This is a genomic window from Aestuariibacter sp. GS-14 (assembly GCF_006494365.1).
Taxonomy (GTDB): domain Bacteria; phylum Pseudomonadota; class Gammaproteobacteria; order Enterobacterales; family Alteromonadaceae; genus Alteromonas; species Alteromonas mangrovi.
In genome coordinates, this window is record NZ_VHIP01000005.1 from 318,120 (window position 1) to 341,832 (window position 23,713).

Here is a 23,713-nt window from a genome sequence, read left to right on the forward strand (position 1 = left end):
ATGAAAACCAATTTAGAGTTTGGCCCTATTTGCCGCGCGCTACTGCGTAACAAAGTGGGGGCCGTGTTAATCGCGCTGCAAATCGCATTAACCATGACCATAGTGGTGAACGCGATATTTATTATTGTGGAGCGTCAGGGATTAATGCAGCGCGAAAGCGGTATTGATGAAGCCAACAGCTTTTACTTAACCAGCACCGGCTTTGGCAAAGACTTTGAACCCAAACGCATTATTGATCAGGATCTGGATGTGATCCGCAATACACCTGGGGTAGTGGATGCCATTCAGATTAATGCTATTCCCATCAGCGGCGGGGGCTGGTCGATGAGCCTCACTACCGAGCCAGGGGATGATCAGGACGATGTGAGCACCGCCGTCTATTTTGTAGACACCCACGGTATCGACGCCCTTGATTTAGAAGTGGTTGCTGGCGACAACTTTGCGTCTACCGATATACGCTGGCGGGAACGCAATCAACCAGACTGGCCGGATAAAGCCATGATCACCAAGGCGCTGGCAGAAAAGTTGTTTCCCGACATTCCATGGCAAAGCGTAGTAGGCAAAACCGTTTACATTGGTGAGGATGAGCCTGTTATTGTTACCGGCATTGTAGATAAGCTGCAAGCGCCCTGGATAGGCTGGAGCGAATTGGAAAACGCCATGCTGTCGCCAGAAAAAATGGTAACTGAGTCTACCCGTTACTTTATTCGCACCGAACCGGGCCAACGCGACCGTTTAATGGCAGAGCTGGAAAACACCCTGGCTAATGCCTACGGGAATCGCCTTATTCGCAATGTAACTACGGTTACCCAAACCCGTGAGCAAAGCTATCGTCAGCACAGTGCCATGATTAAAATCCTGTCTACCGTAATGGTGCTGCTAACGCTTATTACCGCTATGGGGATTGTGGGTTTAACCAGCTTTAATGTTAACCGCCGCCGCAAGCAAATTGGTACCCGTCGTGCACTGGGAGCGAGCAAACAGGCCATCGTGCGCTACTTTATGCTGGAAAATGTGATCATCAGTACCACCGGCATTCTGTTGGGTGTAGCAATGACAATTGGTTTAAATATGCTGCTGATTGAATGGTTTGCGATGACGGCACTGGATTGGTATTACATTCCGGCGGGCATGGCGGTGCTATTTGTAGTGGGTCAGTTAGCGGTACTGGGGCCTGCGCTAAAAGCCGCAGCCACACCACCCGCTATTGCCACACGCACGGTGTAAATAGCTTTACTCATTTGATAAACGCAAACAGCCAAAGCTGGTTGGCTGTTTGTTTAACCTGCTCTACTTGTCGGTTAACGCCGCATCTTTTGCGCGGAATCCCATTAAGTCCAATTGTTCAAATTGCTTGCGGAACATGGTCATTTCACTGTCTGAAAACCGCGTGTGAATTGCCCCAATATCTTCCTCCAGATGATGCAATTTGGTGGTGCCTGGGATGGGTACAATAAAGGGCTTTACCGACAACAACCAGGCAATGGCAAACTGCACAGGCGACATACCTCGTTCTGCCCCCCACTCTCGCACCAGATTGAGTATTGCCATGTTCTTTTCAATGGCCTCCGGCGTGAAATACGGCACTGATACGAAGCGCGATGGCTCACTGAAACGGCTGTACTCGTCGAATTTGTCGGCCAAGAAGCCCCGGCACACCGAACCCCATGGCACAAACCCAATCCCCAGTTCTTCACAAGTTGCCAGCACCTGATTCTCCACTGAGCGTTCCATAATGGAATATTCACTTTGAACCGCGGTAACCGGATACTCTGCATGGGCCTTGCGCAATGTGGTTGGCGACACTTCCGACAGTCCAAAATAGCGGGCTTTACCTTCTTTAATTAATTCCCCTACCGCACCAGCAACCTCTTCCACCGGCACATTCGGGTCGACTCGGTGGAGGTACAATAAATCAATGCGGTCTGTGCGAAGGCGCTTCAACATACCTTCTACTGCGGTGCGAATAGCGTCAGGACGCGAGTCACGCCCTGCCCGCTGGCCGTTTTCAAACTTAAAGCCGAATTTACTGGCGAGCACTACGTCATTTCTCACCGGTTGCAGTGCTTCACCAACGATCTCTTCATTAGTAAATGGGCCATACACTTCGGCGGTATCAAAAAATGTTACGCCACGCTCTACTGCTCCGCGAATCACCGGCACCATGTCTTTTGCACTACGCGGCGGGTTATAACTGCCGCTGGACATACTCATGCAACCCAGACCAATTGGCGATACCGTTAACTCGCCAAGCTTACGGGTGTTGTTGCCTACCACGGCAGTGGAACAACCCGGTGCCGACTGATAGCCTGCAACGGCAGATGCACTGGCAAGCGACGCTGCGATACCCGTACCCGCAATAGCAATATTGCGGATAAACTGTCTTCTCTCAGGTACCGTGTTGGGTTTGTTTTCCATTTACGTTCTCCCCGCATGAGTAGTTACTGCTGAGCAGCTAACAAATAGTGTTGTTACTCAATATTACGGGGCGAACGCATCAAGCAGTAGTGAATAAAACACCATGAGTTTATGAATGAAATTTATTAATCACGCATGCTTTTATTCAATATTTAACTACCTGCCCGTCACTAATTTGAACACCGAAACCGATTTCGCTGGCAAGGTCAGCAGCAAAGCTTCTTTATTGGCCGCTGAAAACTGGACTGGCGCCATTACAACCTGATTGGAATCATTGAATGTATTGAAGGCATTAACGTTGTCTGCCGTTAGTACATACCCCTTAGCCTGAGTAACCAACAAGATTTCAGGCAAGGTAATAGCGGTAGATGCATGTGGGTGCAGATTCACCACAGACAACCACAAATTGTCTTCTGTATCTCTTGCCAACACAGTATCAATTCGAGGCAATGTAACGCCCTCCATCGAAAACGATTCTGTTTGCGGAGCGAGCGGGATCAGGGTTGCCCCCTGAAAAGGCTTGTACATCTTATAAAGGTAATACGTGGGTGTTAGCACCATCTCTTTACCACGGGTAAGAATCATCGATTGGATCACATTCACCATTTGGGCAATATTTGCCATCTTCACCCTGTCTGCTTTGCGCATAAACGTATTCAAGGTTATTGCCGCAGTGAGCGCATCCCTCAGGCTGTTCTGTTGTTTTAAAAACATGGGATTTTCTGATAGTTCGGGTTTTAGCCAGTTACCCCACTCATCAACTACCAGGGCAACTTGCTTCTTCGGATCGTATTTGTCCATAATGTCGATATGGCGCTGAAGAATATCGTCCATTTGGTAGGCCATGTGCATAAATTTCAGGTACTCGGAAACTGAAAAATCGATGGAAGAATCAGACATCGGGCCACGACTCATGGTGTAATGATGAAGTGACATCGCATCAAACACGTGTAAGTAACCCGGTGCAGCGGCCCAGGCACGCATGAGTGATTCGGTAAAAGCCACATCGTTATCATTAGGACCAGCAGCTACACGGATCATGGCATCGGGATTCTGAGCGCTATGATTAAACAACAAATCTATCCCGGAAAATCGTTGTTGAGGATGATGGTTCAGTGCCAGAACACTGTAAGGTTTCAGCCGGGCGAAATACTCCTCTGCAGACATTGCACCGCCGCACCCCCAGGCTTCGTTTCCCAACCCAAGATATTTCACCCGATAGGGTTCGGGATGACCATTTTTCTCCCTGGCATTCACTAATGTTGTTGGTATATCAGCGGTTAAATATTCAAGCCAGTCCGCTGCTTCCGCTACCGAGCCTGAACCAACATTTACAGAGATATATGCCTCGCTACCAATCTGTTTAGCCAATTCCATAAATTCGTCAGAACCAAACTGATTAGTTTCTATTACATTGCCCCATCCGTTAATTCTTGAAACACGTTCAGAAGCAGCGCCAATCCCATCGCGCCAATGATACTGGTCGGCAAAACACCCGCCAGGCCAACGCAATACCGGAACATTTAATTCCCGCAGTGCATTCACTACGTCAGAACGGATACCATTTACATTGGCAATTGATGAGTCACGACCTACCCAAATACCGCCATATATTCCTTCACCAATATGCTCTGAAAACTGACCAAAAATATCTCGATTTATAACAGGACCCGTAGTATCCGAGAGAATGTCAAGTTGCGTATTGGCCTGCACAACACACGCCCAGCACAAGCAGGCAAGATTAAATAACAGAATTGCGATTGATTTTTGATTTGGCAGGCTGCTTTTACCTAACCCCATACCCTATTCCTTCTCTACTAACGCGCTCTCGGCAAGGTATTCACCCTGTGATTTGAGTGTGATTAATGTTCAAGCAGACGTTAATAAAGCGTTTCAATAAAGTAAAATAGGGAATTTTCGACAAAGCATAGCCACAGGCTATAACTTGTTGTGATCAAATAAGCATAAAGTCAGTGATGAACATCTATGTGAGCTGAGGAAAGCGAATCAGCAACACTAATCCACGTAGAACGGAATATTCGCATTAGCCACTTTGCCACTGCTACCCAGAACGTAGGCGAACAAGCGATAGCCACCGGGCTTTTGCGGTGCATTGAGCGTCATATTTCCGGTGTGATTATCCCTTACTACCAGCCCTGGAACAGGCTGTGGACGGGATTCCGGATCGCCGCCAGCTTTAATATCGGTGCTCTCCGGTAACACTTCCCAACGAATAGTGTAACCGTCGGCCTGATACTCGCCCACCGCCAGATTCACGTGAAGCGGCTCACCGGGTTTTACATGAATATTGTTCAGGGCCACCTTACCATTCAACGTAAACGATTTGATATAAGGCGCTCTCACCGAAGGCCACGTACCCTGCCAGTTATAATGCAGCGCATCGACCACTTCATTGGGGTAACCCGCTTCGGTAAATACACCGTACCAGGTTGGCGTGGTTTCCTGCTTCTGCCCCCACAGGAATGCATAAGAACCTAATGCTCTTCCCGGTGCGGCTAACACACCAGCCGCATAACGCTCCCGATAAGACTGGGCTTTTTGAGTACTGGTTTGTTCAATAGGTACATCCCAATCGGTTTTTGGTACCTGCCAATGGCCCGTTGGCCCCCATTCTGTTACCACGTACGGGCCACTATATCCCATATCCAGTAACGCTTTGGGCAAGGTTTCCAAACCGCCGTAAATGTTGATACTCAGATAATCAATATCGGGCACACGCTCCAGAATAAGATCGAGCTTGGTTTTATCCATGCCGGCGGTAACCGTGGTAATTAAATGATTTGGGTCCAGTGCTTTGATCATGGCTGCGATGTCTTGAACCGCAAACCACACCTTGGTGTTGGAATAGAATAAATCGACTTCGTTGCCAATACCCCACGCCAATAATGCAGGGTGATCCTTAAAGGCCAGAATTTGCGTTTTCACCCAGGCTTTTTGCTTTGCCACCGCGTCTTCGTCGTTGTAGTCGAACCCGTGACGCTCATGACCAATACGCAAACCCAGCATCACAGTTAAACCGTGTTTATGCGCTTCATCTAAGACTGCTTTGGCGTTGTCTGTACCCCAGGTGCGAATGGAGTTACCGCCGCTTTGCGCAAGCAATGCCAGATTACTTCTGCCGCCAGCCCCTTTGATAAAATAAGGCTTACCGTCGCGATGAATTACATAGCCATTGCTGGTTGCAATCAGCTCTGATTTAACTGGAGATAATGACACCGGGCTAGTGGTATTTGCCCGGGCCGAAGATAATGCAATGCATTGCATTAAAAGAATGAGTAGCAGCGTCCTTATTGTAGCGATGATTGCTCTCCCCCACTGTCCTTGTATTAGCTGCAAAACCTGTGAGCGTCGTTTTACACACTGTACCACCAGTGAATGTACGCGCTTCCATGCACTTACTATACTGTTTTGTTTACATTTTATTCAACAGTTTTTTTTCATATTTATTTTTAATACTCAAACGCTACTTTGATTTAGCAAAATGAAGGTGCAAGTATCACCTGAGGGATTCTCACTAAATCTACGCAAACCATTGCATATTCGTTTTTGATAACGATGTGCCAATGTGTTCAACGTACCGTGATGACAAAGCCTGAACGGAAGATAATCGGCTTCACTATTTAGTTTACCTAATGCGTGGGCTTTTATTTAAAATCGTTAAGTATAACTGATGCTTACGTTCTGGCCTCAAACAGTAATCCGATTGTCTTTGTTCTGTCGCAAATCCGAAGAATAATATCTGACAATGACGTGACTGCTGGAATGCGATTGAAAAAAGTATTCTCCTTGGGGATCTCAGTTATCCTTTTAATTTGCACGCTGGTTGCCGTGGAATTTGCTATTGGCTGGCACCAGGTAATAAAGCAATTTGGTGTAATGACCTTGCAGGATTTCCTTTACCTGATGTGTTTGATGCTTTTCACTGCGTCGGTTCGAACCGCGCGAGTAATGGTGAGTCTCAGAATTTATCGTAATATCCCGGCGCTATTTCATGTCTGCAACACCCATAATTTGTTTAATAATCTATTACCTATGCGCACTGGAGAATTGGCATTTCCGATATTAATGCACCGGCACTTCCGCGAGTCTATCGCCCGTAGTGCAGTGCATTTGCTGCAATATCGTTTACTGGATTTATTGGCGCTTATGTGTACCGCCGCGATCATTCTTGCCAACAACTACTCCTATACTTTGGTGGCACTGATTATACTAATAGCGCTTACCCTATTGATAACTGCGCCATTAATTCGCCAGTTCGCAATCTACATGCTATCAATTTTGGAAAGACGATTTAACAACATCAGTAAAATTACCCACGCATTCAGGCAGCTACCATTACAAGGTCGGGTATTCTGGTGTGGCGTTCTCCTAACGTTTTTACAATGGGCGGGGAAACTGGCTGCATTTATGTATCTTGTTGAGATTCTCTCCCCACTGCCACCGGACATTATCATTCTTGCCATTGTCGGCGCGGATCTTTCTTCTGTACTCCCTATTCACGGGATTGCTGGGAGCGGTACTTTCGAGGCTGGCTTTTTACTGGCAAGCTATCATTCCGAAGTCGAGACTGCCACTCTTTTAGAAGCAGGAGTACAGTTGCATATTTTTCTACTTGTATCAGCCATCGCAATGACTTGCCTGTCAAAAGCTATCATGTTCATTCATGCGCTCGTGGCCAGAAGACAAAAACACCATAACGCTCTAAACCTATAACGACGGCCTTAAGCTTCCGTTAAGTTTTCCTTCATATAAGCGACATCATATATTCACGTTTTTGTTTCAAAACTGACACCGGAACGTCATAACGGATTTTGATAATGTGATGATTATCCGCACTATTGTGATACCGCATGTCCGCCTTTTCCCTTTCCATAGTCGTTCCCTTATATAAAGAACAAGAAAATGTAAACCCGCTGATTACCAGGATTCATCAGACACTGGCCGATTGTCCTAATCGTTGGGAACTGATTTGTGTAGATGACGGAAGCCCGGACGCGACGAGTCTGCGTGTTAAAGAATGCCGGGAACAACTGGGCAGTCATATCCGATTAGTTTCATTGCAGCGAAATTATGGTCAGACAGCTGCAATGCAAGCCGGAATTGATGCTGCAAGAGGCGACCTAATCGTGACACTGGATGGCGATTTACAGAATGATCCGGCAGACATTCCAGCAATGATAGAACAACTCATTGAGCGTGATTTGGATATGCTACAAGGCTGGCGACAGAATAGGCAGGACGGCTGGCTACTGCGAAAACTTCCCTCCTGGCTTGCCAACAAACTGATCGCAAAAATCACAGGAGTGCGTTTACGGGACTATGGCTGTAGCCTGAAAGTATATCGCGCCAGCGTACTCAGACAAATTCGCCTTTTCGGCGAAATGCACCGGTTTATTCCTGTATGGGTCGCTTCGGTCACGCAACCTTCAAGAATTGGTGAATGCCCGGTTCGCCATCATGCACGTCAGTTTGGAGAGTCAAAATACGGATTGTCGCGAACCTTCAGAGTTATTTTAGATCTCCTTTCTGTCTTCTTTTTTCTGCGATTCAGTGCCCGCCCAGGACACTTTTTTGGTTATCTCGGACTTTGGTTTGGATCGTTTGGAAGCATGATCATGAGCTATTTACTCATAATCAAATTCGGATTCGGACAGGACATCGGTTCCCGCCCACTGTTCTTTATTGGCATCCTGTTACTCGTTGCCTCTATGCAATTTATCACTACTGGAGTGCTGGCGGAGATGCTCTCAAGAGTATTTTTTCAGGCCACGAATGCAAGAGGATATACGTTGCGCAGCGCCACACCCGTAGAACAGTCATCTTGTTGGTTTGACAACGCAAAGCAACCGGAATCTGAGAATGCATCTGGCATAAACCGGGTTGCGAGGAAATAGCAATGAAATGGGAAAGTAAGCTGACATCCTGGCCGTTTCTCGTCCTGAGTATTTTTCTCGCTTTTTACCTCAATCTCTGGGGTGTGCCCTTATTTGACCTCGATGAAGGTGCGTTTGCAGAAGCAACCAGAGAAATGCTGTCGTCGGGAAACTATGCTGCCACTTATCTCGACGGCGTACCTCGTTACGATAAGCCAATACTGAGCTACTGGTTTCAAGCCTTAAGCGTATCGCTACTCGGCTTTAACGAGTTTGCACTTCGTTTGCCATCCGCCATCGCTGCTTCATTATGGATACTGGTAAGCTTTCGTTTCGCCAGAGAACAGTGGGATAGCCACACAGCCGCTATCACCGTGCTTATCATGGCCAATACGTTGTGGATAACAGTGATTGGCCGCGCCGCAACTGCAGACGCCTGGCTTAACCTGTTCATCTGCCTCACGGTATTCGATATCTGGCGTGTGTTTCAGATTCAGACGGCCGACCCGAATGGTCCCGCAGGATCATACCGACCCACACTCCCTCGAAGTTTGCTGCTGAGAATTTTTCTGTGGCTCGCGCTCGGCCTGCTCACCAAGGGACCTGTTGCGGTTGTAGTTCCCCTAATTAGCAGCCTATTGTTTTATCTTTCATACGGGAAGGGGAAGTTATGGCTGAATGCCGTCTTCTACCTACCTGGCTGGGTATTGATGCTGTTAGTTATCTGCCCTTGGTTGATTATGGTTTATCGCGACCAGGGAGCTGGATTCTTTGAGGGCTTCCTGCTAGATCATAATCTGAACCGTTTTAATGAAACTCGTGAAGGTCATGGTGGCAACCCGGCCTATTATCTGTTGGTGCTGCCTTTAGTGCTATTGCCATTTACCGGTGTATTTTTGAAAGCACTGGTGCATTTTAAGGCGCTTTGGGCAGAGCCCCTGACACGATTTATGGTGCTATGGTTCGCCGTTGTGTTTGCACTGGTTTCTATGTCACAAACTCAACTGCCTCACTACGTGCTCTACGGTGTCACCGGCTTGATGCTGATTTTTGCCCGACATCGAGCCAGCTTATTCAACAGCGCCTGGCTACTGGCTTTTCCTTTCATATTTTTCATTCTGATGCTGGCGCTGCCGGAAATTCTATCGCTATCTGCTGCTGAGTCGGGCCGGGCCTATGAAAAAACGCTGTTGGCCCAGGGAGAGTTGTGGTTCGACTGGCGTTGGTACACAGTGGTATCAATGTGTCTTGTCGCTGTCGTAATTCTAAGCGCAGTACCGTTCATAAATAATGAAAACAGATTGATACTTGCCGGCACAATACAGACACTTTTCGTATTTACTCTGTTAATTGGCGCACTGGCCAGCCTGCAACAAACACCTGTAAAAGAAGCGGCGTATATAGCCCGTAATATGCAGAACAAAACTGTAGTAGCTTACGGGATCCGCATGCCAAGTTTCAGTGTCTACCGACAACAAATCACTCCACACCGATTACCGCAACCAGGCGAACTCGTCTTTACCCGCATTGATCGCCTTAACGATTTAAAAGAACAACTCAACGTAACCGAACTGCCTGTGCACTACAACAAAGGCGGGATTTTATTGGTAGAGCTTCTGAATGAATGAACTAAATAAACACCTCAGGCAATGTTATCTGATGCAGGGATTGCCCGTTCACTTAGTGCGAAGTCGTGACAATCTGATAAACAGAGAGGATCAACAGGTTTTCCGATATCTAACCTGGCTGGCCTGTTCACTATTAGTCGTAGCAACGTTTATCACAATCCTAGGGGGTTATCACGGTGGTTTCCATACGCTGAATCAGAATACCCCTCTACTACCTGACGCGTTCTGGTCAATGCTGACTTACTTTGGTGACACAGCGGTTGCCCTAACCCTCGTGCTGTTTTGTGCACGCCGGTGTCCGGCTATGCTCAATATTCTTCTGTTAGCCGCGATCTACGGCACCCTTATTAGTCACGGCATGAAAAATTACTTTGATGCCACGCGTCCTGCAGGGGTGCTATTACAAACTGACTTCGCTTTGGTTGGTCAGGCATTTCAGCGCAATAGCTTTCCGTCAGGCCATTCCATGGCCATTTTTATCTTTGTAACCTTGCAATTCTATTTTGTAAGAAAACGGTCAACTCGGATAACACTCATGCTTTTTGGCAGCGCTGTAGCTGTTAGCCGGGTTATGGTGGGAGCTCATTGGCCAGTAGATGTATTAACCGGAGCCGGGCTAGGTATTCTGGTTACACTGGCGGCGATATACACTGCCAAGCGCTGGCGATTTGGCTTTTCCAGAATTACCCATATTTTTACGCTGTCACTGCTAATAATATCTGCGGGTTTGCTTTACTACCACAATGGTGGCTATCCATTGGCTTCAGGGATGGGCTCTGCCTTGTCTGTCAGTGCACTGGCATTCTGCCTGATTGATTACCTGTTTCTGCCGGTCGCTGTGCAACACACAGCCTCCAGACACGGGATTGCGTAATGCTGTTTCAAACCACCAGTTTATCAGAAGCACAAACACAATCAGGTTGGTTCTTGCCGCTGATGGCGCTGCTGCTGTGTGCTCACCTTTTTGTCGGACCTATTCAGAACCTGGCTCTGTTCTATGACGAAGCCTATTATCGTTTCTGGTCGCTGACGCCTGACTGGGGATACTACTCCAAACCGCCTATGGTTGCCTGGCTGATTGCTACAACTACAAATATTGGCGGCAATAATGAATGGATGATCAGAATTTCAAGCCCTTTGCTTTATGCTGGCGCAGCCGGTTTTATTTACTTAATAGCCCAATCGTTATACAAAAACGACGCCATAGCGAAAGCAGCCTCTCTGATATTTTTTTCCTCTCCTATTGTTACGTTCAACAGTCTGTTTATAACCACTGACGCACCTTTGCTGTTTTTCTGGTCAGCCGGAATATATTGCTTTGTAAAAGCAACTGACACGGATTACAGAAATGATTCCACCAAGGTTCGCCGTTGGTGGTTTGCGTTTGGCATTTGTATTGGCCTCGGTCTACTTTCAAAATATACCATGGCGGTGTTACCTGGCTCACTTGGCCTTTTCATGCTTAGCCAAGCTCGTTATCGCAATCGGCAATGCGTAACAGGCGTATTGATGAGTTTGTTTGTTGCCCTTTTGCTGTTTTCACCTAATCTCTGGTGGAACTATCAACATGATTTCATAAGTTTTCAGCACACATCTGAAATATCAAAGCTACAACAAAAACTCTTCCACCCAGATAAATTTGCTGAGTTTTTCGGTAGTCAGTTCTTTACTTTTGGCCCTCCAGCCTTGGCGCTCTTACTCTATCTGTCAGCAACATACTTCAAAGACAGGGGCAAAAAGGATTGCCACACCGCACTGCTTATCTGGACAGCGTTACCCATGCTCATCATTATCTGCATCCAGGCTTTGCTGGCAAAAGCCAATATGAACTGGGCCGCTCCAGCGTATATTTCCGCTAGTATTCTGGTGGCAGTCTGGGTAATCCAAAACAGAAAGCCGGGCTGGCTGAAAGGTATTGTAATAATCAATCTTGTACTTGCGTCAGCGTTTTACACCTGGCCGCAATTACAGAAAATCACGGGTATTCAACCATCCACCCGGAATACTCCCTATCACCGGGTTAGTGGCTGGCGAGAACTGGCATTACAGGTTCCTTCGCTTTCAGTAAATGAAGCTTACCTAAGTAACTCCCGTGCAGTGCTCTCTTATTTGTCCTATTACGCAAAGAACAACCACGATGCACCCGCTTTGATGGCGTTTAACCCGGATGGGCATATCGACGACCACTTTGACCTTATGCATTCGTTAAGCGAAACAAATCAGGCTTCTGGTTATCTCTTCGTGACGGAAAAGCCGATGGATCTGACGCGTTGTTTCCAAAGCATCAAAACACTTCCTCCCATTACTCAACAAGTGTATCCGTCCCTAACAAGAACCTGGTATCTCTACAAACTTTCTGGATTCAACGGCTATGAAAACTGCAACTAAGTATTTGACTGTACTGACCTGGCGATTGGATATTTTACTTGCCGGGTTGTGTGCCCTGATTTTAAATCAATTACCCGTAATTGACCTGTGGATGGCGTCAGCGTTCTTCGACGGTGTAGGATTTCCGCTGAACGACAACTGGTTGGTACACGCTATTTATGTCATATTTGCCAGAATTCACCTGCTTATTTTGCTGGTACTTGCAGGACTACTTTTGTGGCTTCGCCGCCGTAAAACTGAAACTGCGAGACTGCGCCACAAAACCATTTTTCTTCTGCTTGCACTTATCCTGGGACCGGGTCTGGTAGTTAATCTGGGCTTAAAAGACAATTCATTCGGCCGCCCCCGTCCGGTACAAATCACTGAATTTAATGGCTTACAGGATTTTGCCCCGGTTATGACCTGGTCTGGGCAATGCCATCACAATTGTTCATTCGTCAGTGGGCATGCTGCATTGGGGTTTGTATTTATGTCATTATATTGGGTGACTCGTAAGCGCCGTTGGTTTGTATTTGGTGTTTTAACCGGAATAGCCGTAGGGCTGGTAAGAATGATGCAGGGCGGTCATTTTTTCAGCGACATAGTGTTTGCTTTCTGGGCGGTCTATTTTACGTCTTTGCTGCTCGCGAAAACCCACAGGCTAACGACCCCTTCGCACACCAAGTTCAATCAGAGTAAGCTTGTTAGAAGCTAAGTATTAATTATGGCTGAGAAGATTTTCCTCGCTCAGCCATTGCAGAGACTTCAGTCTCACGTCATAACTTTCTTTACCATCTTCAATCTGCTGTAGTCGGACCAAGGTAAAACTCAATGACGGCGCAAGCCATGCGTAAGTAACTCGATCCGAATTTTCAGTGATCCGCTTCACCTTTATTGTTTCCAATGTACCGTATGGAACGCGCGTCTCCTCAGTTGAGAGAGTAGCAAAATTGTAGTCCCTCGGCGCAGCCTTTTTATTGATTGCCCGGTATTCCAGTTGTGTACGTTGAAGTAATAAATCTACCTGTAACTGAAGTTGGTAACTGATCTGGTCCTGGACGCCCGGTTGCCAGAAAATGTCGTTGATTACTTTATTTGCAACAGCATCCGTCACCACACCATTGGTATGGTTAAAAGTCAGACAATTCTTCTTATCAGCCCCCGTTCCAGTTCGCTTAAACTCATACCAGAATGGACGTATTTTAAAATCCTCGTCGATCAGTAATCGACTTATTTCATGACGCCTGTCACTCAAGAAAAATACACTTAAATCAGTTCGATAACTGAATTCCCAGGCTGAGTCTGAAAGCAATTTCAGTGTACGGGTCCCCTCGCCGAGTTTATCGCCTCTGCGATATACATCATAAATGGCTTCAAAAGGTCGTAACGTTTCGCCTGTGTCATTAGCGGCAACGGAAGGAAATGGCGTACCAACAAGCGCTGAAATGAAACACATGTAGATTACTGATAGCAAAAGATTCAAACAGTATTTCGTTCTTAGCATCGCAAGGGACTTTATTATATTGCCCGCTCGATTTGCAGTAATCCTGTGCCTGTAGGGCAGGTAACCGAATGTATTCAACGGTTCCCTGAACTGTATAAATACTCTAAGAAGTGCATTCATGAATTAGTAGCTCATTACACAAGCGCAATCAAAGTGACTCTTCTCTACTTAATGCGTAAATTATATCAGTACAAGACAATACTCTTTGACTACACACCGTTAGCTTTTTCTAAACAGGCAGTATAATAACCAATTATTTCATTATTTATATTTAAGCGTTGTTCAAAAATTGTTGGGCGAGAATATAGTAATACCGCAACTCAAATTACTGATGTAAATTTTAATAGTTTGAGCAAGTTAGACCCGTACAAACTGCCTATTCAACGCAAGACAAATTTATGCTGAACAGCCTTACACATACTGCGCAGCGGCCCAGCCGCTGCTCCAGGCCCACTGAAAGTTGTAGCCACCCAACCAGCCGGTGACGTCTACCACTTCGCCTATAAAGAATAGTTGTTCTACTTTCTTGCTCATCATGGTTTTAGACGATAGTTCATCGGTATCTACGCCGCCTAGCGTGACCTCTGCTGTGCGGTAACCTTCTGTACCGTTTGGTTTTATTTGCCAGTCGGTGAGTTGGGTTGCAATGTGTGCTATGTCTTTGCTGTTGAGTTGTTTCAGCGGTTTGTTTTCCCAGCCATTCAATTCACACAAGGTGGTAGCCACGCGTTTTGGATAGTGTTTTGCCAGCCAGGTTGTTAATAAAGAATCAGGGTTCTTTAATTGAGATTCGGCCAGGTCCTCGCTAATGTCCACACCCGGTGCGGCATTCAGGTGCAAGGTATCACCGGGATGCCAGTAGCTGGAAATCTGTAGCATGGCCGGGCCGCTTAAGCCCCGGTGGGTAAATAAAGTCGCTTCTTTGAACGTGGTATTGTTACAGCTGGCGTAGGTGTCTATGGCGATACCACTTAATTGGGATAACAGGTTTTTTTCGTGCTCGTGCAGCGTAAAAGGCACCAAGCCTGCGCGGGTAGGCAACACCTTTAAACCAAACTGCTCTGCAATCTGATAACCAAACGGTGTGGCACCCAATTTCGGTAAGCTCAGGCCACCGGTTGCAATAACCAAAGACTCACATTGGTAATCGCCTTGTGTGGTTGTTAGTGTGAAGCCTTCATCGGCTTTTGCTACAGCGCCAATTTCGCAGTGCGTGGTAATGGTTACGCCAGCCTTGCTGCATTCCTTTACCAGTATATCCACAATGTCCGATGCCGAATTATCGCAGAATAGCTGGCCTAAGGTCTTTTCGTGATAGGGGATGCCGTATTCCGCCACCAGCCCAATAAAATCCCATTGAGTGTAGCGGCTTAATGCAGACTTACAAAAGTGAGGGTTATTGCACAGGTAGTTTTCGGCACTGGCGTACATGTTGGTGAAGTTACACCGACCGCCGCCAGACATCAGAATTTTGCGGCCTATTTTTTTGGCGTGGTCCAGCACCAGTACCTTTCGGCCCCGTTTGCCTGCCTGCGCCGCACAGAATAACCCTGCCGCACCGGCACCAATCACTACCACATCGAACTGTTTCACTACACGCTCCTCATGCAAGGAGCGTAGTATAATACCAATTCTTATAGAAGTTTACCCACTCAGCAACACTGGCAGGTTTTTTAGCTAGGCTTGGTTGCACAGGTTTGGTGGTGCCAAATCAAGCAAGCGTAACAACGCTAAAAAGCCTGCCAGTGTTGCCCATAGGGAGTGGCCAAAACGACTTACATCTGTGTTGCGCCCTCCGGACATAGAATGACTATGCCTCGGAGTGCGCGTCGTGATCTAAGTCGTTTTGACTCACTCTGAGAGGGCAAACTTCTATAAGAATTGGTATAAGTCAGTTCAGGTAAATAGGGTATGCTTCAGCTAGCGGCTTGCCGCCGAAGCCACCACATCCAAGCGCGCTTTCCATGGGTCAACGCCATGGCTACCCTCGCCTGCGCGGTTAAAGTCCATCATATTGGACGTAGCCGGCTCAAAGGCTTGCCAGGTAGCCAGACCTTCGCCATTTGGATTCCCCGTTTTAGCAAAGTTAGCTACGTACTGGTGGATCATGTTCGACGTAGCAGCGTCTTTAGGGGTGAGTGCCGAACCGTATTTTGCATCCACGGTTTGAAAGAAAAACGGGATATCAGACGCGTGCGCGGCACCGGGTTCGTTACTCAGTGATTCCGCCACGTAACCAAAACGGTAGTAATAGGCCTGGTGGCCTAGCTTGGTCATATTGGTGGCAACAAATCTAGCCGGCTCCTGCATCATGCGATCCTGCCCGGCCATATAACCCACCAATTGCAGAGGCGCGTCACCCGTTGGGTCGTAAGCAGCTTCGGCGGCTTGGGCAAACTCACCGTAAGAGGCAAATAAACTGGCTTTGTCGGGGAATGCGTTAAAGCCAATGTCCATACTGGTTGCGCCTACCATCACATCTATGTCGGCAACCGTGGCATTTTCCAGTGCCGTTTGGATACTACCGGTGATCAGTTCGCCGTCTTGTACCGGGCCTCCCACGTAAGTGGTTTTTCCGCCCGCAGGTGGTGCAAACATGCTTGCCAGGTTATAGCCGTCTACTACGCTCTCGCCACTTAACTCACGCAATGCCGCCAGTGCTTCAGCGCCTGATGTGCTGATGCCTTTGGCCTCGGCAAAGTTTTCACCAATGGCTTCAGCCGATTGCTCACCCGCTTCTGCTTTGCTGAGCACTCTGCGCTGCGTTAACGAGCGACCGCCACCCGACATGATCACCGCGCGCTGGAACAATCCTTTCGCTGGTGCAGTTTGCATCATGGTTAACACCGAATCGCCACCGGCAGATTCACCCATAATGGTTACGTTTGAAGGGTCGCCTCCGAAGGCAGCAATATTATTTCTTACCCAATGAAGCGCAGTAACCTGATCCATCACGGCAAAGTTAGCCGTGGGCTCGTTATTGGCTTTTGCTTCCTCGGTGAGCGCTGGATGCGCAAAGAAGCCAAATCGACCCAGCCGGTAGTTAAAGCTCACAAAAATGACGCCGTTTTCGGCAAAGTGCTCACCGTTGTACACCGCTGGCGATGCACCACCGTTTACGTAACCACCACCGTAAATCCAAACCAGTACTGGCGTTTTTTCAGTGGCATTGGCAGGTTTCCACACGTTTACGTATAAACAATCTTCAGCTGGGGTTTTGCCCAACGGAGCAGCATCGCTAGGGAAAGGTAACTGCATACAGTCGTTGCCATAATCACTGGCATCCAGTACACCTTGCCATGGCTGTACTGCTTGAGGGGCCCGCCAGCGCAAGTCACCCACCGGCGGCGCTGCAAAAGGAATCCCTTTAAATGCGATAACCTGATCGGATTTTACGCCTTGTACTGTGCCGCCGCTTACGGTTACCTGTGCCGGATCGACTTTTTCGCCACAGCCGCTTAACGACAACGCCATGACACATCCCAAAACGAGTTTCCGCCCTGATACCTGAAGTTTCATAGTGATTCCTTTTTTATGGCAACGTTTATATTTGTTATGTGAGCTAACAAACTGACACAAATACGCACAAAACGGAATACACAAAACACTGAAGATATGTTGTTTTTTGTAATGCGCCCCATGCCCGGAACAAATACATACCGGCGATGGGAATGCTTCAAGGCGAAGAAAAGGATAACCGCAGGAGGGAAAAACTAAGAAGGCAGTTGCCTTCTTAGTATAAGAGATGTGTTACAGGTTCTTCAGCATGGTTTCAGCATCGCTCACTTCAAAGCGACCCGGATCTTCAACAAAAATCTTCACCACTTCGCCGTCTTCCACCAGCATGGAGTAACGCACTGAACGGGTACCACCAAAATCACTGGTATTCATATCCATGCCAACGCTTTTGGTGAAAAAGGCATTGCCATCGGCCAGCATTAATATTTCTTCGGCGTTAGAGGCTTTGCCCCAAGCGTCCATTACGTAGGCATCGTTTACACTCAGGCACACAATGGTATCTACACCTTTGGCTTTAATTTTATCAGCTAATGCCACATAGCCAGGTAAATGCGCCTGGGAACAAGTTGGTGTAAACGCACCCGGTACAGCAAATAATACAACGCGTTTTCCGCCGAAAACTTCGTTAGTACGGGCGTCGGTCATTTTGCCATCTTTAATGTAACCAAATGACACTTCAGGTAAAGTACTTCCCACTTCAATCATGCTTGTCTCCCAAGTAATAGAGTTATAGTGGCAATGCCGTTGCAGCAACGGCCATAAATTGTTCTAAATACTATAACAGCATAGTTAAACATTGATATATACATCAAATCGATGTTTTTTGCTGCTAATGGCCATGGAAGGTTTGGTTTGCGCCAAAAATGGAGCGCTGTTGGGGCGCTTTACCACCACACGCTTTAACGCAATGGCCTGAGCAGCGGGTAGCAGTGCGTCTGCATCGGCGTCCGGGCCCAGTAATTCCTGAAAAACACGCATTTCCTTTTTCACTAACGCCGATTTTTTCCTATGCGGAAACATCGGGTCCAGATATACCGCATCCACACTCCCCTTGGGATGAGTTAGCATGTATTCGGCGCTATTGGCGTGAACCAATTGAAAACGGGATGCAAGTACGGGTTCCTGAAGTGCCAGCCTACGCAGGCCATCGGCCAACAAGGCGTATACCACCGCCGAACGTTCAACCAGGGTGACATTTGCACCTAACGCAGCCAGCACGAATGCATCACGGCCAAGGCCCGGCGTGGCATCAAGCACATTGAGGTGCTGACCATTCTTTATGCCAATGGCTTTTGCAATGGGCTCTTTACTGCCCCCGCCATGCGCCCGCCGGTACTGGCTTTGGCCAGACAAGAAATCAACTTTTACACCAACACTTTTGGCATCACTTGCGTCGTTTAGCACCAGACAGTCGTCTGCCAGATGCAGTTGCAATGGTGCATCACTGTGTTGTGTAACGGTGATCCCTGCTTGTTGCACTATAGCAAGTACGGCGTGTTCAGTAGCGCTGGGCGCAGCTTGATTGTCGAAAATAAAGGGTAAATCAGGCATGACCATATTGCTCCTTATGACCAATCCAGCGATTAATGATGGCCTGCGCATGAGCTGGATACTCCTGCCACAGCTTCACAGCAATGTGCTGTACCTGCGGAATGAGCTGGGCGTCGCGCACCAGATCGGCAATTTTTAACTCAGCCATACCGGTTTGACGGGTGCCCATAAGTTCTCCGGGGCCGCGAATCTCCAAATCCCGCTGCGCGATATAAAAGCCGTCGTTAGACTCCCGCAATACTGCCAATCGCTTGGTTGCTGTTTTCGATAGTGGGCTTTGATACATCAGTACACAATGGCTTTCTACCGCGCCACGCCCTACTCGCCCTCGTAGCTGGTGTAACTGAGCTAACCCAAGGCGCTCGGGGTTTTCAATGATCATCAGGCTGGCATTGGGTACATCCACACCTACTTCAATTACCGTGGTGGCTACTAGTAAATCCAGCTCACCCGATTTAAACGCATCCATTACCGCTAACTTTTCTGCGGCCTTTAAGCGGCCGTGTACCAGACCTACATTTAAGTCGGGCAGGGCGGTCTTAAGGATTACAGCGGTGTCTTCTGCTGCCTGACACTGCAGTACTTCGGATTCATCAATCAGCGTACACACCCAATACGCCTGACGCCCCTGCTCGCCGCAGGCTTCCCGTACCCGTTCAATCACATCGCCGCGCCGGGTATCAGGCAGGGCCACGGTTTTTACCGGCGTGCGCCCGGGTGGTAATTCATCAATCACCGAGGTATCCAAATCAGCGTAAGCTGTCATGGCCAGCGTGCGGGGAATGGGGGTAGCGGTCATAATTAACTGATGCGGAAAACGCCCTTGTGCTTCGCCTTTTTCGCGCAGTGCCAGTCGCTGATGCACACCAAAGCGATGCTGCTCGTCAACAATTACCAGCGCCAGTTGGCTATACGTTACCTGCTCCTGAAAAATCGCATGGGTGCCTACCAGCATTTGAATCGTGCCGTTGGCGAGGTTTTCCAGCACTTGCTCGCGCGCTTTGCCTTTTAATTTACCTGCCAGCCAGCCCACCTGAATCCCCAGAGGCTCCAGCCATTGGCTGAAGTTATTGGCGTGTTGCTCGGCCAACAGCTCAGTCGGCGCCATAAGGGCTACCTGATACCCCGCGCCAATTGCCGACAGCGCGGCCAGTGCGGCCACCAGGGTTTTACCCGACCCCACATCGCCCTGCACCAGACGCATCATTGGCCGTGGCTGTCGCATATCCTGTTGAATATCCGCTACCACCCGCTGCTGTGCACCGGTAGGTGAAAACGGTAGGTTGCCGAGAAGTTTATTGATCAGGGCATTGTCGACGCTGATAGCAATTCCGGGTTGCGCGTCGCTTTGTTGGCGAATTTTCAGCACGCTTAAATGCTGAGCCAGTAACTCTTCCAGAATCAAACGCATTTGCGCGGGATGCTTACCGTCTTCCAATTGCTCTACGGCGACACTGGGCGGCGGACGATGAACAAGCTTTAACGCATCGGCCAGACTCACCTGTTGGCTGTACATACCGTCAGGTAACAAGTCATTGAGTGCGCCTTGATCCAGCATAGCCAGCGCCTGTTCAGTTAGGTTGCGCAGAGTAAGTTGTTTCACACCTTCGGTGGTGGGGTACACCGGGGTTAAGGTTTCTTCCAGTTCTTCGGTATCGGCTTCGATGAGTTTAAATTCCGGGTGCATCATTTCCAGCCCCCATTTGCCGGTACGGATTTCACCAAAGCAACGCAGTTCATTGCCGGGTGTCATCATATTGCGTTGCAACGCCCCGAAGTGAAAAAAACGCAGGGTAATGGTGCCGGTGCCATCGCTAAGCTTCACCACCAGCATGCGCTTTTTTCCGTACTGGATATCGGCCGACATTACCTCACCCAGAATGCTAACGTGAGTAAATGGCCGGCAATCGCCGATAGTGTAAATGCGCGTGCGATCCTCGTAGCGGGATGGCAAATGAAACAGCACATCCTGCACGGTATTTAAGCCTATTTTCGCGAGTTTTTCTGCGACTTTTGCGCCCACGCCTTTGAGTTGTGTAATAGGTAGCGTGGCAAGCGACTCTTCCGCTCGCATAATAATAAGTATTCCTTCCTGTATTTATAGACAGCAGTGTAATTCAAGCCCAGGCGCAATGCGAGCCTGAATCCCCGCTGTTCGCAGTAAGTGCCGGATTACCTGCCAATTCACAGGCACAATACGAACAAATGCGCCGTTTCTGTACTGTATGAAGGTAGCGTTTTACCTGTGGGTATGGTGATATATTGCTCCATGACTGATGAAAGGAATATCCGATGTTTGTGCCCGCCCCGTTTGCGTTTAAAGAACAACACGAGCAACTGGCGTTTATTGATGAGTATGCTTTTGCGGTGCTGGTAAGCCAGGATATGCAGGCCACCCACATTCCATTGCTGGCGCGCCAGGAGGGTGATGATTTAGTACTGGAAGGGCATGTGGCGCGAGCCAACCCACATTGGAAACAGCTGAATAACACTGAAGCTTTAGCCGTGTTCGCGGGTCCTCACGCCTATATTTCGCCAACCTGGTATGCCAGCGCACCCAATGTCCCTACCTGGAATTATGTTGCCGTGCATGCCAAGGGCTACCTTAACGCAATGGATGATGCCTCAACCCTGGATGTAATAGACCGTATCATGGATAAATTTGAACCCGCTATGGCCCGCCCGACTGCCGGTACCGACCAAGCAGATTATCAGCAAAAACTGCTGCGTGGTATTGTGGGAATTCAGCTCAAAGTAACATCGCTTCAAGGGGTGAGAAAACTGGGGCAACACAAATCGGCAGATGACAAAGCCGGTGTCTACAGCGGATTGCGGAACACGGGTCGTCACGATGCGCTGGATTTAGTGGATTACATGCAGCGCAATAACATTGCCTGCCCTCAGGATTAGCTTGCGAGTGTTAGCGGGTGAGATTTGCTCCTTAGATTTGGCCCTGAGAATCAGCCGGGCCGCATAGCCCGGCTGATTCGCCGTGTGCTCCTTGGCTGTTAACCCTAGTCAGCCAGCACTTTAGCGACACTCAGGATAAGCGCTGCCGATGGACGCACCTTAAAATCAGGGTTTACGTAGCTGAATTCCACTACGCCCTGCTGATTCACTATAAACACACCAGGTGCGGGTAATACAGCATTACCATCTGCGTCTGTCGCCAGATTGATGTTATTGGCGGCATAGCGCATTTGCGTCACTTTATCCACGTGGAAAGCCAAGCCGAATTCGCGGATCGCATTGAGTGCGGTATCAGACAGTTGAATAACTTGCATCTCGGTATTGAGTGCCTGCTTTTGCAAGTTCGCAGGGGTTTCTGGCGAGATAGCTAAGATTTGATAACCGAGTGCAACAATCTCCCGTTCAACCGTTTGCAGTTCAGCAAACTGTCGGTTGCAATAGGGGCACCAGCCACCTCGATAAAACAGGATCACCGTAGGCTTTTGCATAGTCAGCCCAGCCAGGCTGACCGGCGTACCGTCGGCCAGATTAACGGTAACATTTGGAATGGTCATGCCGTTCAACAGCGGCCTTACCGCATCGGCCTCTGGCGCGATATCGCGCGGCTGGGCAATCGATGAACAGGAAACAAGCACACTTATAAAGAGCGCAGAAATAAGTAGTAAACGCATTGGGATCTCTCAGTCAGTTAGGTATAAAAAAGACCAGCAATGTGGTCTTTTTCTTTCGGGCTGTTTGCCGGTTTTGGCTGAGCGTAAGTTTTTATGCGTTGAGCAGCGACTTAAACGCGCTGGTGTTGATATCCATTTTTGCCCACCAGGCATCGTCAGCAGCAATTTGCCCCCGATCATCAATCACCGGATAGGGCAAATCCCGGCTTCGGCACACTTTCGCCAGCACCGGATAACCGCCTTCAAATAAAATGCGCTGACATTCGGCTTCGGTGAGTTGCTGAATCTGGTACATGCCTGCATTCTGACGCTGGCGCTGCGCTTCGTACAGCACCAGAGCCGCAGCTACCGACACGTTAAGCGATTGCACCATGCCTACCATGGGGATAACAATTTCTTTATCAGACAGGGCAATGGCTTCATCGGTTGCGCCATATTTCTCCTGACCAAACAGAATTGCCGTAGGCCGGGTGTAGTCCACTGCGCGAAAGTCTACAGCCTCGTCAGACAAGTGGGTAACCAGTACCTGCATGTTATTCGCTTTGAGCGCGCGAATGGCATCGCCCACATTTTGATGGGTGTCTACACCTACCCAACGCTCGCTGCCCATGGCGGTGCCACGGCGAATGCCATAGCGGCTTTCCCATATAGCGTGCACTTTGTGAATACCAATGGCATCACAGGTGCGTACCACCGCCGACACATTGTGCGGCTTGTGGACGTTCTCAAGGCATACTGTCAAATCCGTCTGACGTTTGGCCAGCATGTTTCTGATACGCTGGTAACGTTCAGGTGTCATGACTTACTCCGGCAACTCCATTACGCCATCGATTTCGATTAGCGCATCTTTCGGCAGTGCTTTAATACCAATTGCCGCGCGAGCCGGGTAGGGCTGAGTGAAGTATTTAGCCATAATTTCGTTTACGGTGGCAAAATTGCTCAGATCCAACAAGTAGATGTTCACTTTCACCAGGTCGTTGGTTGAACCGCCAGCGGCTTCACAAACCGCTTTGATATTTTCAAATACCTGAGTGGCTTGTTCTGCAAAATCATCAGACACCAATTGCATGGTTGACGGCACCAGTGGGATCTGGCCAGACAAATAGACCGTGGTACCTGCTTTAACAGCCTGGCTATAAGTGCCAATGGCCGCAGGGGCCTTATCGGTTTGAATAATTGACTTAGACATAA

Annotated in this window: 20 protein-coding genes; 8 read left to right on the forward strand and 12 right to left on the reverse strand. The window is 48.4% G+C overall.

All coding sequences use genetic code 11. The features are described 5' to 3' along the window. A complete protein-coding gene (locus FJ444_RS10995; protein ID WP_140958328.1) occupies nt 1-1,227 on the forward strand; it encodes an ABC transporter permease in 1,227 nt (408 codons plus the stop codon). A 63-nt stretch (nt 1,228-1,290) separates the two neighbouring features. On the opposite strand, the gene FJ444_RS11000 is transcribed toward FJ444_RS10995, so the two are convergent. The 3 genes from FJ444_RS11000 to FJ444_RS11010 all read right to left on the reverse strand — a co-directional run bounded on the left by FJ444_RS11000 (nt 1,291) and on the right by FJ444_RS11010 (nt 5,655). Further along, entirely contained in the window at nt 1,291-2,418 is a 1,128-nt protein-coding gene (locus FJ444_RS11000) for an aldo/keto reductase (protein WP_140958329.1), read from the reverse strand. A 156-nt stretch (nt 2,419-2,574) separates the two neighbouring features. Then, complete coding sequence (locus FJ444_RS11005; RefSeq protein WP_140958330.1) at nt 2,575-4,218, reverse strand: alpha-N-arabinofuranosidase; 1,644 nt, start codon at nt 4,216-4,218, stop codon at nt 2,575-2,577. Between the two features lie 216 nt (nt 4,219-4,434). Continuing rightward, entirely contained in the window at nt 4,435-5,655 is a 1,221-nt protein-coding gene (locus tag FJ444_RS11010; RefSeq protein WP_255439132.1) for a glycoside hydrolase family 2 TIM barrel-domain containing protein, read from the reverse strand. Between the two features lie 552 nt (nt 5,656-6,207). Here FJ444_RS11010 and FJ444_RS11015 point away from each other — a divergent pair. From FJ444_RS11015 to FJ444_RS11040, 6 genes are all read left to right on the forward strand, one after another. After that, nucleotides 6,208-7,152, forward strand: coding sequence for a lysylphosphatidylglycerol synthase domain-containing protein (locus FJ444_RS11015; RefSeq protein WP_181405136.1), 945 nt, complete (start codon nt 6,208-6,210; stop codon nt 7,150-7,152). Between the two features lie 137 nt (nt 7,153-7,289). Then, nucleotides 7,290-8,333 carry a glycosyltransferase family 2 protein gene (locus tag FJ444_RS11020; protein WP_140958333.1) on the forward strand — a complete coding sequence of 348 codons (1,044 nt, stop codon included), beginning with the start codon at nt 7,290-7,292 and terminating at the stop codon, nt 8,331-8,333. 2 nt (nt 8,334-8,335) lie between these two features. Continuing rightward, entirely contained in the window at nt 8,336-9,940 is a 1,605-nt protein-coding gene (locus tag FJ444_RS11025) for a glycosyltransferase family 39 protein (protein ID WP_140958334.1), read from the forward strand. Next, nucleotides 9,933-10,814 carry a phosphatase PAP2 family protein gene (locus FJ444_RS11030; RefSeq protein ID WP_140958335.1) on the forward strand — a complete coding sequence of 294 codons (882 nt, stop codon included), beginning with the start codon at nt 9,933-9,935 and terminating at the stop codon, nt 10,812-10,814. Before FJ444_RS11025 ends, FJ444_RS11030 begins: the two co-directional genes overlap by 8 nt. Next, nucleotides 10,814-12,328, forward strand: coding sequence for a glycosyltransferase family 39 protein (locus FJ444_RS11035; protein ID WP_140958336.1), 1,515 nt, complete (start codon nt 10,814-10,816; stop codon nt 12,326-12,328). Before FJ444_RS11030 ends, FJ444_RS11035 begins: the two co-directional genes overlap by 1 nt. Continuing rightward, nucleotides 12,312-13,022, forward strand: coding sequence for a phosphatase PAP2 family protein (locus tag FJ444_RS11040; protein ID WP_140958337.1), 711 nt, complete (start codon nt 12,312-12,314; stop codon nt 13,020-13,022). The genes FJ444_RS11035 and FJ444_RS11040 overlap by 17 nt, the downstream gene beginning before the upstream one ends. Before the next feature lie 3 nt (nt 13,023-13,025). Here the strand turns inward: FJ444_RS11040 and FJ444_RS11045 are convergent, their stop codons facing one another. The 6 genes from FJ444_RS11045 to recG all read right to left on the reverse strand — a co-directional run bounded on the left by FJ444_RS11045 (nt 13,026) and on the right by recG (nt 20,955). Continuing rightward, on the reverse strand, nt 13,026-13,931 hold the full coding sequence (locus FJ444_RS11045) for a DUF3108 domain-containing protein (RefSeq protein ID WP_140958338.1): 906 nt from the start codon (nt 13,929-13,931) through the stop codon (nt 13,026-13,028). 291 nt (nt 13,932-14,222) lie between these two features. Next, nucleotides 14,223-15,404, reverse strand: a complete 1,182-nt coding sequence (locus FJ444_RS11050) for an NAD(P)/FAD-dependent oxidoreductase (protein ID WP_140958339.1) — start codon at nt 15,402-15,404, stop codon at nt 14,223-14,225. Nucleotides 15,405-15,731: 327 nt separating this feature from the next. Then, complete coding sequence (locus FJ444_RS11055) at nt 15,732-17,330, reverse strand: carboxylesterase/lipase family protein (RefSeq protein WP_140958340.1); 1,599 nt, start codon at nt 17,328-17,330, stop codon at nt 15,732-15,734. Nucleotides 17,331-17,561: 231 nt separating this feature from the next. After that, nucleotides 17,562-18,035, reverse strand: a complete 474-nt coding sequence (locus tag FJ444_RS11060) for a peroxiredoxin (RefSeq protein WP_140958341.1) — start codon at nt 18,033-18,035, stop codon at nt 17,562-17,564. Nucleotides 18,036-18,119: 84 nt separating this feature from the next. Further along, nucleotides 18,120-18,881 (reverse strand): class I SAM-dependent methyltransferase, encoded by a 762-nt coding sequence (locus FJ444_RS11065; protein WP_181405137.1) that lies wholly within the window; start codon nt 18,879-18,881, stop codon nt 18,120-18,122. Beyond that, nucleotides 18,874-20,955 (reverse strand): ATP-dependent DNA helicase RecG, encoded by a 2,082-nt coding sequence (gene recG, locus FJ444_RS11070; protein WP_140958343.1) that lies wholly within the window; start codon nt 20,953-20,955, stop codon nt 18,874-18,876. Before recG ends, FJ444_RS11065 begins: the two co-directional genes overlap by 8 nt. A 218-nt stretch (nt 20,956-21,173) precedes the next feature. Here recG and FJ444_RS11075 point away from each other — a divergent pair, with 218 nt between their 5' ends. Then, nucleotides 21,174-21,791, forward strand: a complete 618-nt coding sequence (locus FJ444_RS11075) for an FMN-binding negative transcriptional regulator (protein ID WP_140958344.1) — start codon at nt 21,174-21,176, stop codon at nt 21,789-21,791. 104 nt (nt 21,792-21,895) lie between these two features. Here FJ444_RS11075 and FJ444_RS11080 read toward each other — a convergent pair whose 3' ends face one another. The 3 genes from FJ444_RS11080 to FJ444_RS11090 all read right to left on the reverse strand — a co-directional run bounded on the left by FJ444_RS11080 (nt 21,896) and on the right by FJ444_RS11090 (nt 23,711). Further along, nucleotides 21,896-22,522, reverse strand: coding sequence for a peroxiredoxin-like family protein (locus tag FJ444_RS11080; RefSeq protein ID WP_140958345.1), 627 nt, complete (start codon nt 22,520-22,522; stop codon nt 21,896-21,898). Between the two features lie 91 nt (nt 22,523-22,613). After that, nucleotides 22,614-23,321: a tRNA (guanosine(18)-2'-O)-methyltransferase TrmH gene (gene trmH / locus FJ444_RS11085; protein ID WP_140958346.1), complete on the reverse strand. Its 708-nt coding sequence runs from the start codon at nt 23,319-23,321 to the stop codon at nt 22,614-22,616. Between the two features lie 3 nt (nt 23,322-23,324). Further along, on the reverse strand, nt 23,325-23,711 hold the full coding sequence (locus FJ444_RS11090) for a RidA family protein (protein ID WP_140958347.1): 387 nt from the start codon (nt 23,709-23,711) through the stop codon (nt 23,325-23,327). Nucleotides 23,712-23,713: the final 2 nt, after the last annotated feature.